This is a genomic window from Staphylococcus simulans, from assembly GCF_002902285.1.
GTDB classification, from domain to species: domain Bacteria; phylum Bacillota; class Bacilli; order Staphylococcales; family Staphylococcaceae; genus Staphylococcus; species Staphylococcus simulans.
The window spans coordinates 19,262-33,239 of sequence record NZ_PPRU01000040.1 but is presented as its reverse complement, the minus strand read 5'-3'; the positions used below and the strand labels follow the sequence as shown (position 1 = coordinate 33,239).

Here is a 13,978-nt window from a genome sequence, read left to right as displayed (position 1 = left end):
CCGATTGAACTTACCTGAATAAATGTTCAACCGGTTATTTTTTCTAAAGAAAATCATATATCGACATATTTTGATATTCTGTTTTTTCTAAATTACCCACTGTTACACCAATTAGCCTGATTGGTACCTCTGGATCTTTAAGTTCGTTGTAAAGTGTATAAGCAATATTATAAATATCAATCTCATTTCTAACCGGATCTCTTAAGCTACGTTGTCTCGATAATGTTTCAAATTGATGTGTTTTAATTTTTACCGTTACAGTTTTGCCTGATTTTTGAATACGACTCAATCGTTCTGCTGTCTTCTCACTTAACTCTCTGACTTTCAATAATATTTCTTCATCATCATTAACGTCAGTTGTAAAGGTTCTTTCAGTGCCGACTGATTTACGGATACGATGTGCTTTAACAATATTAGTGCCGCGTCCTCTGGCTTTCTCGTATAATCCATGTCCACGTTTACCAAATATCCGTATTAATTCGCGTTCATCTTTTTCATATAAGTCTTTACCGTTGTAGATGCCATGTTCATGCATAATGGCTTTGGTTGCTTTACCGACACCTGGGAAACCGCCGATATCTAAGTTCATTAATATCTCGTGGACATTTTGATAATTAATAATCATCATACCGTTCGGTTTATTCATACCACTGGCGAGTTTAGCGAGGAATTTATTGTAGGAGATGCCGGCTGAAGCGGTTAATCCGGTCTTTTCCCAAATATCATTTCTAATATACTGTGCAATGGCAGATGCTGGAAGATCCGGACGTACCAGATTCGTGATATCTAAATAAGCTTCATCTAGCGATAACGGTTCAACGACTTCAGTATAACTTTTAAAGATATCCATAATTTCTTTAGAGGTTGCTCTGTAAACATCAAAGCGAGGTTGAATATAATAACCATTCGGACAAAGTTTATGTGCTTGTGCCATTGGCATCGCAGAATGCACCCCATACTTTCTCGCTTCATATGAGGCCGTTGTCACAACGCCTCGGCCACTTGCCTTTCCTCCGACAATGACAGGCTTCCCTCTCAATTTAGGATTATCCCTCACTTCTACTTGCGCATAAAAATAATCCATATCGATATGCACAATACGTCGCTCTTCCATACCATTCACCTCCATTAAACAATGTACTTATCATCTATTATATATTATCTTGGCAAGCTTTAATTATTTATTACCTATGACATTTTTGAATTTCACTAAAATACGTTAATTATTTTCAGTAATTATTAATTATATTAACTTTACATTACCTTAACAAAAAGAATTCATTTGTTTTTTGTTTGACTTTATTATAAAAAGATATAACTAACTAGACTCGAGTACTTAATTGTTCTTTAGTCGCCAAATCATGTTAGAAGGAGGATTCAATATGACAAACAATGAAAACAAAATGAGTAATGAAGAAGCTGGACGTAAAGGTGGAGAAAAAACAGCATAAGAATACAACTCAGAACACTTCCAAGAGATTGGTCAAAAAGGCGGAGAAGCTCAATCTAACACAAGTCAATCACAATCAGACAATAATCAATCAAATTCTAACAATGGATCAAACGATGAAAATAAAATGAGTCACGAAGAAGCTGGACATAAAGGTGGAGAAAAAACAGCTGAAGAATACAGTTCAGAACATTTCCAAGAAATCGGCCGTAAAGGCGGAGAAACGACTTCAAAAGAAAATAATGATAACTAATATTCAACAAAGACACCTAGCCTCTTTCTTATACATAACTGCACAAAATAAACGAGGCATCTTCTATGTGAAAAACCTCGTTGTTTCGATATACATAATTTTTGATTATAATCTTTCAAACAATGCTACTGTCTCAATGTGTGTTGTTTGTGGGAACATATCGACAGGCGTGATTTCTTTTAAAGCATAGTTTTGCGCAAGAATTTGGGCATCACGTTGTTGTGTAGCTGGATTGCATGAAATATAGACAATGCGTTTCGGATTTAATTCTAACAGTGTGTTTAAGAATGTTTCGTCACAACCTTTACGTGGCGGATCGACCATGACAACATCAGGTTGAATGCCTTGTTGTTTCCAGTCTAAAATCACTGATTCAGCTTTACCGCAGACAAAAGTTGTATTATCGTAGCCATTCAATTGTGCATTTTTCTTCGCATCTTCAATTGCGGCAGGAACGACTTCAACACCATAGACATGTTTCGCTTTATCTGCCATATATAATCCAATAGTACCTATACCGCAATACGTATCAAGTACTGTTTCTTCGCCTGTTAATTGTGCGTATTTCATCGCTTGATTATATAATTTAACTGTTTGTGATGAATTGATTTGATAGAATGACTGATCGCTGATTTCAAATTCCACTGAATCCAACTCATCAATAATTTCATCTTTACCATATAATGTTTTTGATGTTTTGCCCATTATCACATTTGAATGTGTTTCATTGATATTTTGAATGACACTTTTAATATTCGGCATCGCATTGACCAATTTCTCAACAATCGGTTTAGCTTGTTTAAACTTTTTACCGTTCGTCACAAAAATAATCATCACTTCACGTGAGACATGGCCTACTCGAATAATGACATGACGTAATAAACCTTGTTTCTTTCTTTCATTATAAATGGATACGTCATGCTCTATTAGTAAGGCACGAATCGAACGCATCAATTGGTTTTGAATGCTGTCTTGAATAATACATTCATCCATATCAATAATATCGTGACTGCGTTGGCGATAGAAGCCCATAATCGCTTCTTGTTCTTTATTCAAGCCGACAGGAATTTGTGATTTATTTCGATAGTTCCAAGGATTCATCATGCCGATTGTATCATTGATAACCGTTTGCTCAAACTTTCCTTTACGGTGAAATAGATTCACAACTTGATTACGTTTCATTGTTAATTGTGATTGATAATCTAAGTGTTGCAGCTGGCAGCCTCCGCATTTGTTATAGTAAACACATGGAGGCGTCACACGTTCAGCACTTTCTTTATGAATCTCTAATAATTTACCAATCGCAAAGTTTTTATTTACTTTGATTAATTTATATTCAATTTCTTCATTAGGCAAGGCATTCGGCACAAAGACTGGGTAACGGTCTATTTTGACTACACCATGTCCTTCATGCGTTAAGTCGATAACCTCGCCTGTAAAGATTTGATTTTTCTTTAATGTTTCCACACTGTAACCTCCATAGAAAAAAGGTCAGGCTTGTGATTAAGTCCTAACCTTTCATCTGCTTACTTCTCTAATCTTGTTCAATTAATTCTTTATTATCTACATTAGCTGGTGTATATACTTCAATATGCTGCTTTAAATTTAAGAAATTGGCAGGTAATTGACCACCATACTCCCCATCTACATTAAGTGGCATTTGTTCAAAAGATGATACATTAACTGATTTTGCTTTCTCATATGTGACTTTCGGATGTTTAATATGTTCCCCTCTTGAAGCTAAAGTCATGATATGACCCAGTTCTGCTAAATTCGCTTTTTCAACGATAATCAACGTAAAATAACCGTCGTCTAATTTCGCATCTGGCACTAATTTTTCAAAGCCTGCCATTGAATTCGTCAGTCCAAGTAAAAACAAAAGAATTTCACCTTGGAAGACTTTTTGATCATATTCAATACGGACATCTACATTTTTCATTTGCGGCAACATTTCCATACCTTTGATGTAGTAAGCAAATGGTCCAACAAATGTTTTTAATTTACTAGAAGTTTCATAAGAGACTTCAGTAATACGTCCACCTGCAGCTAAATTAATAAAATATCGGCTATTCATTTTACCGATATCTACTTTAACTGTATGTCCTTTAATAATGACATCTACTGCACTTAATATATCAGTGGGTAAATGTAAGGCACGACCAAAATCATTTACCGTTCCCATTGGGATGACACCGATTTTAGGACGATTCGGATGTTCGGCTATCCCATTAACCACTTCGTTTAATGTGCCGTCACCACCAGCAACGATGAGCATTTCATAATCTTCATGCAATGCGCGTTTTGCTTCAATCGTCGCATCTCCTGCTTTTTGCGTTGCATATGCACTTGTTTCAAATCCTGCTTGTTCCATTTTAATCAAGACTTCTGGAAGCATTTTTTTAAACAATTCCTTGCCTGAAGTCGGATTATAAATAATTCTAGCTCGTTTTCTCATAAATAATCCCTCATCATTTTTACTCAATTTCAATTTTAAATGATTTCCGCTTCAGTTGAAAGTATTAATGGTTGAAATCAATGAAATTCGTTTTTGAAACCACCTTATCAAAATAAAAAAACCGCAGAGATTACAATCAGTAATCACTGCAGGTTATACAATCAATTAGCGTTTATCTAATTCTTGTTGTAATAATTTGTTAACGATTTGAGGGTTGGCTTGACCTTTAGACGCTTTCATAATTTGACCGACTAAGAAGCCTTTCGCACGGCCTTTACCGTTTTTGAAGTCTTCAACAGATTGAGGGTTATTATCTAATGCTTCTGTTACGAAGTTTAATAATACAGACTCATCTGAGATTTGAACTAAACCTTTATCTTCCATGATTTGTTTAGCATCTCCGCCATTTTCAGCTAATTCTGGGAAGACTTTTTTCGCAATTTTACTGCTCATAGTGCCGTCTTCAATCAACTTAATCATACCAGCTAAGTTTTCAGGTGTTAATTTTGTATCTTGAAGTTCAACTTGGTTTTTGTTCAAGTACTCATTAACGCCACCCATTAACCAGTTAGAAGTTAATTTTACATCAGCGCCATGCTCAACTGCTTCTTCGAAGAAATCAGACATTTCTTTCGTTAATGTTAAGACATGCGCATCATACGCAGGTAATCCGAATTCTTCAACATATTTTTTCTTACGTACGTCTGGTAATTCTGGAATTGTTTGACGTACACGTTCTTTCCATGCATCGTCAATGTATAATGGTACGATGTCTGGTTCTGGGAAGTAACGATAGTCATCTGAACCTTCTTTAACACGCATTAAGATAGTTTTACCAGTAGACTCATCGAAACGACGTGTTTCTTGAAGTACTTCGCCGCCATTTAATAGTTCTTCTTCTTGGCGTTTTTCTTCATATTCTAAACCTTTACGTACATAGTTGAATGAGTTCAAGTTTTTCAATTCAGCTTTTGTACCGAATTCTTCTTGACCATATGGACGTAATGAAATGTTAGCGTCACAACGTAATGAACCTTCTTCCATTTTACCGTCAGATACGCCAGTATATTGAATAATTGAACGTAATTTTTCAAGGTAAGCATAAGCTTCTTGAGGTGAACGGATATCGGGCTCAGATACGATTTCGATTAACGGTGTACCTTGACGGTTTAAGTCTACTAATGAATAACCATCTTTATGTGTTGATTTGCCCGCATCTTCTTCCATATGAAGGCGTGTGATACCGATACGTTTTGTTTCACCATCTACTTCGATATCAATGTAACCATGTTCCCCGATAGGTTGGTCAAATTGTGAAATTTGGTAAGCTTTCGGGTTATCTGGATAGAAATAGTTTTTACGATCGAATTTAGATTCAGTCGCAATTTCCATATTTAATGCCATTGCAGCACGCATTGCCCAGTCAACGGCACGTTCGTTTACAACTGGAAGCACACCAGGGTATGCTAAGTCGATCACATTCGTATTTGTGTTTGGTTCTGCTCCGAAATGTGCTGGTGATGGAGAGAACATTTTAGAATCTGTTTTCAGTTCAACGTGGACTTCTAGTCCAATGACTGTTTCAAAATGCATCATTAACACTCCTTATAAATTTTGATATGCATCATGTAAGTTGTATTGTTGTTCGAATTGATGAGCGACACGGTAAAGTGTTTTTTCATCAAACGGTTTGCCGATAAACTGTAATCCGATCGGTCTGTTATTAGTTTGTCCGCAAGGTACTGAAATACCTGGTAAGCCGGCAAGGTTAACTGGAGTAGTTAATAAGTCGTTTGCATACATTGTCAACGGATCATTGATTTCTTCACCTAAGTTGAAGGCAGCTGTTGGTGTTGTAGGACCAACGACTACATCATAGTCTTCAAATACTTTGTCAAAGTCTTGACGAATTAACGTTCTGACTTTTTGTGATTTTTTGTAGTAAGCATCGTAGTAACCTGAACTTAACGCGAATGTACCAAGTAAAATACGACGTTTAACTTCTTTACCGAAGCCTTCACTACGTGAGAATTTATAAAGTTCATCTAATGTTTGTGCTTCTTTTGAATGGTAACCATAACGAATACCATCGAAACGAGATAAGTTAGATGAAGCTTCTGATGATGCAATAACATAGTAAGATGGAATACCATAGCCAGTATTTGGTAATGATACTTCTTCTACGATTGCACCTTCACCTTCTAAAATTTCAACAGCGTTACGTACCGCTTCTTTCACTTCATCAGATACACCTTCACCTAAATATTCTTTAGGTAAAGCAATTTTCATACCTTTAATATCTTTACCGATATCTGAAGTGAAGTCATTATCTTCAACTGGAGCACTTGTAGAATCGTTTTTATCTACACCTACAATTGTTTCTAAAACAATTGCATTATCTTTAACATTACGTGTTAAAGGTCCGATTTGGTCTAATGAAGATGCGAATGCAACTAAACCAAAACGTGATACACGACCGTATGTCGGTTTCATACCCACGATACCGCAGTATGCTGCTGGTTGACGAATAGATCCACCAGTATCTGAACCTAATGAGAATGGAACTAAACCTGCTGCTACAGCTGCTGCTGAACCACCTGATGATCCACCTGGCACTGCTTTATGATCGAATGGGTTAACTGTTTTCTTGAAGTAAGAAGTTTCAGTTGAACCACCCATTGCAAATTCGTCCATATTTAATTTACCGATTAATACTGCATTTTCAGCATGTAATTTTTTCATTACTGTTGATTCATAAATCGGTACAAAGCCTTCTAACATTTTACTTGCACATGTTGTTTCTAGACCTTCTGTAATAATGTTATCTTTGATACCCATTGGGATACCGAAGAGTTTACCTTCCATTTGGTCTTTCGCTTGCAATTCATCCAGCTCTTCAGCTTTCTTGATTGCATTCTCTTTATCTAAAGCTAAGAATGATTTAATTGTCGGATCTGTTTCTTCAATTGCATCATAAATATCTTTTACAACTTCAGAAGGTTTGATTTCTTTGTTCTTAATCATTTCGCTTAACTTTTCAACTGATTCATAACGAATAGACATTACGCATCCTCCCCGTTGATAACTGATGGTACTTTAAATTGACCATCTTCTGTTTCTTTTGCATTTTTGAGCGCAAGCTCTTGAGGAATGCCTTTAACTGCTTTATCCTCTCTTAATACATTTTGTAAATCTAATACGTGATACGTCGGTTCTACATCGCTTGTATCAGCTGTATCGATTTGTTGGGCAAAGTTTAGGATTGTTTCTAATGTGTCTTGCATTTCTGTTGTTTCCTCTGGTGAAATATGAAGTTTAGACAAATTTGCAATATGTTCAACTTCTTCACGTGATACTCTAGCCATTAATGAACTGCCTCCTTATTAATACTTCATCATAAAATTGTATCAAAAAAACTGTCAAAAATCTAAATTTTTTAGTTCAAAATACCCACATATCAGGTAATGACTCCCCTTTAACTTAATCATTCTGAACTTCAATTGCAAATCATTACCATTAATTCAACAGAAGCTTTGATGTAATATGAACGTTTATACATTCAAAATTATAAAAATACTACTAATGTGCTTTAAAGCATTGAAAACCTTTTCATTACAGAAAGCGTTTAAAATGCCACAGTTGAGCGGTTTATATTTAACAATGTTATAAAATAACTATTCCCTTTTTTCAGAATTGTTGTATAATAATGCGTATACATTGAATCATCAATGAGAAAAAGGGGGAAACCACGATGTTTATTTTAGGTACTTCAGTGAGTAGCCAAATCGATGCTGACTGGCAAACATACATCATGATTGGTGTATACTTTATCATTCTAGTTATCATCGGTATCTATGGTTACAAACAGTCAACGGGAAATTTAAGCGAATATATGTTGGGAGGCCGAAACATCGGCCCGTACATTACAGCGCTGTCAGCCGGAGCTTCTGATATGAGCGGCTGGATGATTATGGGATTGCCTGGTTCTGTCTATGCGACAGGATTATCCGCAATTTGGATTACGATCGGTTTAACACTGGGAGCATATTTGAATTACTTTATTGTCGCACCAAGATTACGTGTTTACACAGAAATTGCAGGCAATGCGATTACCTTGCCAGACTTTTTCAAAAATAGATTAGATGATCATTCAAACATTATTAAAATTATCTCTGGTCTCATTATTGTCGTTTTCTTTACGTTATATACGCATTCCGGGTTTGTATCTGGAGGTAAATTATTTGAAACTGCATTCGGACTGAATTATCGATACGGCTTGATTATGGTAGCTGTTATCGTTATTTTTTACACTTTTTTAGGCGGTTACTTAGCTGTTTCAATTACTGACTTCTTCCAAGGTGTCATCATGTTGATTGCGATGGTTATGGTTCCTATCGTAGCTTTATTAAAATTAAATGGTTGGGATACATTCTCACAAATCGCAGATATGAAACCTACTAATTTGGACTTATTCAGAGGAACTACTGTTTTAGGTATTATCTCACTCTTCTCGTGGGGGTTAGGTTACTTCGGTCAACCTCACATTATCGTTCGTTTTATGTCGATTAAATCTTTTAAACTCTTACCAACTGCGCGTCGTGTTGGAATTTTATGGATGGCAGTCGGACTTGCGGGTGCATGTTTAGTCGGTTTGACTGGTATCGCATTTGTGCCAGACTACAATGTTACACTTCACGATCCAGAAACACTATTTATTATCATGAGTCAGATTTTATTCCATCCATTAGTCGGTGGCTTCTTATTAGCAGCCATTTTAGCAGCAATTATGAGCACGATTTCTTCACAACTGCTTGTAACATCAAGTTCATTAACTGAAGACTTCTATAAATTGATTCGTGGTAAAAAAGCAAACGCACAAAAACACGAAAAAGAATTTGTATTAGTCGGTCGTTTGAGTGTTATGGCTGTAGCGATTGTCGCAATTTGGATCGCATGGTCACCTAACGATACGATTTTAAACTTAGTTGGTAACGCTTGGGCAGGCTTCGGAGCTTCATTTAGTCCACTTGTTTTGTTCTCACTTTATTGGAAAGGTTTAACACGAGCTGGCGCAGTCAGTGGTATGGTAGCAGGCGCATTAACTGTTATTGTTTGGATTGTCTTCATCAAACCAATGGCTGATGTTTCAGAAATCTTCGGTATGTATGAAATCATTCCAGGATTTATTATGAGTGTCGTAGTTACTTACTTGGTCAGCAAGTTTACACAAAAACCAAGTACACGTACAGTCAATGAATTAGATGAAGTTAAACAAATTTTGCATAGCTAATTAAAAATCATTAATCAATACAATGGGCAGGAACTTCTCGTTCCTGCCCTATTTATGTTATAAGCAGCTGCATTTCCTTTTCACTTAATCTGCTAAGCTTATAGCTTAGTTGTTTGAATCATCATGTTTCGCATAAGATTGGCTAGTGATTTGACCACCATTCACAATCACATCTTCCTTAGGGAATGGCGTTTCATCAAAGAAGTGTGTTAATAAATCTTTAACACCTTTTTCAATACGTAATTGTGCTTCAACAACCATACCTGAATAATGAATAGTCATCGCATTACGCGGCATCGTTCTCCACGGATGATCTGAAGGTGCAGGTTGTGGATACCATACATCTCCACCATAGCCTTGAAGATGGTTTTCTTCTATCATTTTAACTACTTCTTCTTTGTTTACTATCTTACCGCGTGCACAGTTTACAATATAGCTGCCATCTTTCATTTGACTGATTGTATTATAATCAAATAAATCATCTGTTTCAGGAGTAAGTGGTGTTGTAATAATCAACACATCACTTTTATGCACTAACTCATCAAAATTCACATATTTTGAGAAGTCTGTATCTTCTTGGCTAGAACGTCTATAGTGAATAATATCTACGTTAAACGGTTTTAAACGTTCTCCAACTAAACGACCAATTCTGCCTAAACCAAAAATACCAATCGTTTTATTTTGAAGTTCAAAGGCATGGTTCGTTACTTGTGTTAAGTTCCAACCACCCTCTTCTGATTGGCGATGACCTTCCTCGTAATTTCTAACTAAGATTAATGTTGTCATCACAATATGTTCAGCTACACTAACCGTGTTTGAGTCTGTGACTTCTACCACTGAAATATCATGTTCGCTTGCTGCTTCTAAATCCACATGGTCAGAACCTACACCTGCAGTGATTGCTAATTTTAAGTTAGGTGCTTGTTCAATTCGTTCTTTTGTCATATATGCAGGGTAAAATGGCGCGCTAATAACAACGTCCATATCTTTAAGATGTTGATCTAAATCATCTTCTCCATCTTTCAATACGACCAATTCATGTCCACGTTCTTCTAAAAAAGGACGTAGATTTAACGCAGTATAGTCATCTAACACGTTGTTTTCTGTTTGTCCTTTTGTGGCTTCTGGAAATAGTGCTACAATTTTCATTTATATATCACCTGTTTCTAATTTTGATACATCATTGTACTTTTTCCCATCAAAATTTGTATTAAACTGTACTAGGTAGTACTTCAATATATTGTCAAAAAACATAAAAAGATGCCTTCTATGCGAAGACATCTTTATCATAATTTTATTTATTCATTTATCTTTTATAGATATGCACATTTTGTTTTTTATCATCTTTACCTTTTGTGATTAAAGCACGTGCTTGGTTACCATCTTTAATATGAATTTCATAGGCATCAATATTGCTGAAGTATTTGTCAGCTTGTTGTGCAATAAATTGTGTAATACCAGTTAATTCAGCTTTGCCATAGTAATCAATCGGTACTTCAATAATAAGGTTTTTCGGTTTTTTGCCATCAAATTTCGTTTTACCTACTGCTTGTGTAAAGTTAGGGAAATATGACTGCAAATTATCATTGAACTGTTTGAAGTTATTGTTTAAATTCTCATTCAAATCAGCTGCTTCTGATGAAGGTAACAGCACTGATTTTTCATTAATATCTTTCCAACTGTTGATACGTGTTTGACCATCATCTGCCGTTGCACCTGCAACAAATTCTCCTGGAATAATATCATTTTCTCCAGATTGAATATAAATCGCAAAGTGAATTGGAATGTTTTTCAATGCTTTATGTTCACGTAAACGTTGCAACATTTCATCGGCCATTTTTTTACCTTCTTTTTCGACTTTCGCACGGTCTAATTTCTTACTGAAGGTTGGTCCGTCTTTTTCTTTTTGGTAATAATATTCACTGTTCATCGCAAGACCAATAGTCATGCCTTTAATTTTTTTACCTTTGGTGTCACTATTGCCGTAGAAATCTTGTTCTAAGATGTTAGAAAGATAAGCAGGTGAATTTTCTGCGATTTTTTCTTCATCCTTTTCGCCATGACGAGATGGATTTAAACCAAGATTTTCATTCGCATTTTTCTCTTCTTTTTCATCTTTATCCATTTTTTCGATTTCAGATTTTGTGTATTTAGGTCCAAGATAAGCATTAATTGTTTTTTTATCTAAAAACTGACCATCTTGGTATAAGTATTCGTCAGTTGGAAAAACTGTCTTACTTTGTTCTAATAAACCATCTTCAAAGTCATCACCGTTATAGCCATTCGCCATCGTTTGCTGCAACATACCTCTTGCTTGACTTTCTTTAAATGGAAGAATCGTTCTATAGTCATCACCTTGAACGTTCTTATCTGTCGCAATGTGCTTAACAGTACTTGAATCTGATTGACTTTCTTGTTCTTTTGTTGATTTTTGTTGCTCATCCTTATTGCCACACGCCGTGAGAATCAATAAGAGAGAGATGAGTAATACACTTGTTTTCTTCATGCCCTATCTCCTCTATTGTTTATTGGTCAACTTCATTTTGTTTTTGGATAAAGTCTGCTTCAGACCAAATTTCTGTGCCTAGTTTTTCTGCTTTCGTCAATTTAGATCCAGCATCTTCACCAGCGATGACTAAATCCGTTTTCTTAGTCACACTGCTTGTCGTTTTTGCACCTTGTGCTTCCAACCATTTAGATGCTTCTGTACGTGTCATATTGTGCAGTTTACCTGTTAATACAACAGTCAGACCATTAAATTCTGAATCAGATTCTATCTCTGAAGTTCTGATACCTTTATACTTCATATTAACATTTTTTGCACGAAGTTTATCAATTAAAGCAATGATATCTTCATTATTTAAATAAGTAATTAATGAAGTCGCTAGCTTATCTCCGATATCATGGATTTCAAGCAATTCTTCTTCCGTTACTTCAAACAAACGCTCCATGTTGTCAAAACGTTCTGCGATTACTTGACTGGCTTTAACACCTAAATGTCTGATGCCTAAACCGAATAATAAATGTTCAAATGAATTTTCTTTTGACGCTTCAATCGCATTTAAAAGATTATCTGCTTTTTTCTCACCCATACGTTCTAACGGCAACAAATCATCTTTTGTAAGGTAATATAAATCTGCTACATCTTTAATAATTTCATTATCGTACAACTGCATAATCAGTTTCGTACCTAAACCATCGATATTCATCGCTTGGCGTGATACGAAGTGAATCATACCTTCGACAAGTTGTGCTGGGCATTTAGGATTAATACAACGTAATGCGACTTCTCCATCTAAACGAACTAATTCATGACCGCAACTTGGACAATGTGTCGGCATATGATAAGTTTCAGTTCCTTCTGGTCTGCGATCAGGTAAACTGCGCACAACTTCCGGAATAATATCGCCTGCTTTTTTAATCACTACACTGTCCCCGATACGAATATCTTTTTCATGAATTAAATCTTCATTGTGCAGTGAAGCACGAGAAACAGTCGTTCCAGCAACACGAACAGGTTCTAATACTGCTGTCGGTGTGACTACACCCGTACGTCCGACACTTAACTCGATATCATGCAAAGTCGTTACTACTTCTTCAGCTGGAAATTTATAGGCAATTGCCCATCTTGGTGATTTTTGTGTATACCCTAGCTCATCTTGCTCTTCAAGATCATTGACCTTAATCACAATACCATCAATATCATAGGATAAGTCTTGGCGTTTTTCAGTCCAATACTTGATGTATTCCAATACGCCTTCAATATCTGACTCACGTTTACGGTTTTGATTGGTTTTAAAACCTAACTCATCTAATTCATCTAAAGCTTCACTTTGTGATGTCGCATGGAAGTTTGTAAAGTCATTGACGCTGTATAAGAAAATACTTAAACGGCGTTTTGCTGCTAATTTTGAATCTAATTGACGTAATGAGCCAGCCGCTGCATTTCGTGGGTTCGCAAAAGCTTGTTCGCCCGCTTCTTCCTTCTCTTTATTCAAACGCTCAAAAGAAGCTTTCGGCATAAACGCTTCCCCACGCACCTCAAAAGTTAACGGCTTTTTAATTTTTAATGGAATCGCTCGAATTGTACGCAAGTTCTCTGTAATATCCTCACCAATCGTTCCGTCACCACGCGTCAACCCTTGCACAAATCTACCGTTTTCATATTTTAAAGATACCGCTAAACCATCAATTTTCAATTCGCACATGTACTCAACTTTTCCCGCATGTTCACGTACACGGGCATCAAAACGACGTAAATCTTCTTCATTGAAAGCATTAGCTAAACTTAACATTGGTGTATCATGGCGCACTTTATTAAAAGTAGCTTGTGCTTCGCCGCCTACACGTACCGTCGGAGAATCTTCTGTTTTAAATTCAGGATGTTCTTCTTCGATATGAATCAATTCATGGAGTAATTTATCATACTCACTATCTGGTACAGATGGATTATCCATCACATAATATTCATGATTATATTGATTCAATAAGCGATGCAGTGTTTCAACTCTATTGGCTAAATCGTTCATC

The 13,978-nt window shown here is 36.0% G+C and carries 11 protein-coding genes; 2 read left to right on the top strand and 9 right to left on the bottom strand.

Annotation, left to right across the window (positions count from 1 at the left end):
• Positions 1 to 43: 43 nt before the first annotated feature.
• Complete coding sequence (gene dinB, locus CD112_RS09670) at positions 44 to 1,114, bottom strand: DNA polymerase IV (protein ID WP_103364220.1); 1,071 nt, start codon at positions 1,112 to 1,114, stop codon at positions 44 to 46.
• Between the two features lie 463 nt (positions 1,115 to 1,577).
• Here dinB and CD112_RS13805 point away from each other — a divergent pair, with 463 nt between their 5' ends.
• Positions 1,578 to 1,703 (top strand): hypothetical protein, encoded by a 126-nt coding sequence (locus tag CD112_RS13805; RefSeq protein WP_256274452.1) that lies wholly within the window; start codon positions 1,578 to 1,580, stop codon positions 1,701 to 1,703.
• A 105-nt stretch (positions 1,704 to 1,808) separates the two neighbouring features.
• Here the strand turns inward: CD112_RS13805 and rlmD are convergent, their stop codons facing one another.
• The 5 genes from rlmD to gatC all read right to left on the bottom strand — a co-directional run bounded on the left by rlmD (position 1,809) and on the right by gatC (position 7,523).
• Positions 1,809 to 3,170, bottom strand: a complete 1,362-nt coding sequence (gene rlmD, locus CD112_RS09660; protein ID WP_070626224.1) for a 23S rRNA (uracil(1939)-C(5))-methyltransferase RlmD — start codon at positions 3,168 to 3,170, stop codon at positions 1,809 to 1,811.
• A 67-nt stretch (positions 3,171 to 3,237) separates the two neighbouring features.
• Complete coding sequence (locus CD112_RS09655) at positions 3,238 to 4,158, bottom strand: diacylglycerol kinase (RefSeq protein ID WP_002481674.1); 921 nt, start codon at positions 4,156 to 4,158, stop codon at positions 3,238 to 3,240.
• A gap of 165 nt (positions 4,159 to 4,323) precedes the next feature.
• Positions 4,324 to 5,751, bottom strand: a complete 1,428-nt coding sequence (gatB, locus tag CD112_RS09650; protein WP_037556606.1) for an Asp-tRNA(Asn)/Glu-tRNA(Gln) amidotransferase subunit GatB — start codon at positions 5,749 to 5,751, stop codon at positions 4,324 to 4,326.
• A gap of 12 nt (positions 5,752 to 5,763) precedes the next feature.
• Positions 5,764 to 7,221 (bottom strand): Asp-tRNA(Asn)/Glu-tRNA(Gln) amidotransferase subunit GatA, encoded by a 1,458-nt coding sequence (gatA, locus tag CD112_RS09645; protein WP_002481676.1) that lies wholly within the window; start codon positions 7,219 to 7,221, stop codon positions 5,764 to 5,766.
• The gene (gene gatC, locus CD112_RS09640; RefSeq protein WP_002481677.1) at positions 7,221 to 7,523 is read right to left on the bottom strand and encodes an Asp-tRNA(Asn)/Glu-tRNA(Gln) amidotransferase subunit GatC; all 303 of its coding nucleotides are present in this window, start codon (positions 7,521 to 7,523) and stop codon (positions 7,221 to 7,223) included. The genes gatA and gatC overlap by 1 nt, the downstream gene beginning before the upstream one ends.
• A gap of 386 nt (positions 7,524 to 7,909) precedes the next feature.
• Here gatC and putP point away from each other — a divergent pair, with 386 nt between their 5' ends.
• Entirely contained in the window at positions 7,910 to 9,448 is a 1,539-nt protein-coding gene (gene putP, locus CD112_RS09635; protein WP_002481678.1) for a sodium/proline symporter PutP, read from the top strand.
• A 105-nt stretch (positions 9,449 to 9,553) separates the two neighbouring features.
• Here putP and CD112_RS09630 read toward each other — a convergent pair whose 3' ends face one another.
• The 3 genes from CD112_RS09630 to ligA form a co-directional block, all read right to left on the bottom strand.
• Positions 9,554 to 10,597, bottom strand: a complete 1,044-nt coding sequence (locus tag CD112_RS09630; protein WP_060803968.1) for an NAD-dependent formate dehydrogenase — start codon at positions 10,595 to 10,597, stop codon at positions 9,554 to 9,556.
• Between the two features lie 157 nt (positions 10,598 to 10,754).
• The gene (locus tag CD112_RS09625) at positions 10,755 to 11,954 is read right to left on the bottom strand and encodes a CamS family sex pheromone protein (RefSeq protein WP_002481680.1); all 1,200 of its coding nucleotides are present in this window, start codon (positions 11,952 to 11,954) and stop codon (positions 10,755 to 10,757) included.
• 19 nt (positions 11,955 to 11,973) lie between these two features.
• Positions 11,974 to 13,977: an NAD-dependent DNA ligase LigA gene (gene ligA / locus CD112_RS09620; protein WP_070626222.1), complete on the bottom strand. Its 2,004-nt coding sequence runs from the start codon at positions 13,975 to 13,977 to the stop codon at positions 11,974 to 11,976.
• Position 13,978: the final 1 nt, after the last annotated feature.

Bases quoted from the DNA above. Each gene is read 5' to 3' on its own strand.
- gatB (WP_037556606.1), bottom strand. From the start codon at position 5,751: ATGCATTTTGAAACAGTCATTGGACTAGAAGTCCACGTTGAACTGAAA.
- gatC (WP_002481677.1), bottom strand. From the start codon at position 7,523: ATGGCTAGAGTATCACGTGAAGAAGTTGAACATATTGCAAATTTGTCT.
- dinB (WP_103364220.1), bottom strand. From the start codon at position 1,114: ATGGAAGAGCGACGTATTGTGCATATCGATATGGATTATTTTTATGCG.
- CD112_RS09655 (WP_002481674.1), bottom strand. From the start codon at position 4,158: ATGAGAAAACGAGCTAGAATTATTTATAATCCGACTTCAGGCAAGGAA.
- gatA (WP_002481676.1), bottom strand. From the start codon at position 7,221: ATGTCTATTCGTTATGAATCAGTTGAAAAGTTAAGCGAAATGATTAAG.
- putP (WP_002481678.1), top strand. From the start codon at position 7,910: ATGTTTATTTTAGGTACTTCAGTGAGTAGCCAAATCGATGCTGACTGG.
- CD112_RS09625 (WP_002481680.1), bottom strand. From the start codon at position 11,954: ATGAAGAAAACAAGTGTATTACTCATCTCTCTCTTATTGATTCTCACG.
- ligA (WP_070626222.1), bottom strand. From the start codon at position 13,977: ATGAACGATTTAGCCAATAGAGTTGAAACACTGCATCGCTTATTGAAT.
- CD112_RS13805 (WP_256274452.1), top strand. From the start codon at position 1,578: ATGAGTCACGAAGAAGCTGGACATAAAGGTGGAGAAAAAACAGCTGAA.
- CD112_RS09630 (WP_060803968.1), bottom strand. From the start codon at position 10,597: ATGAAAATTGTAGCACTATTTCCAGAAGCCACAAAAGGACAAACAGAA.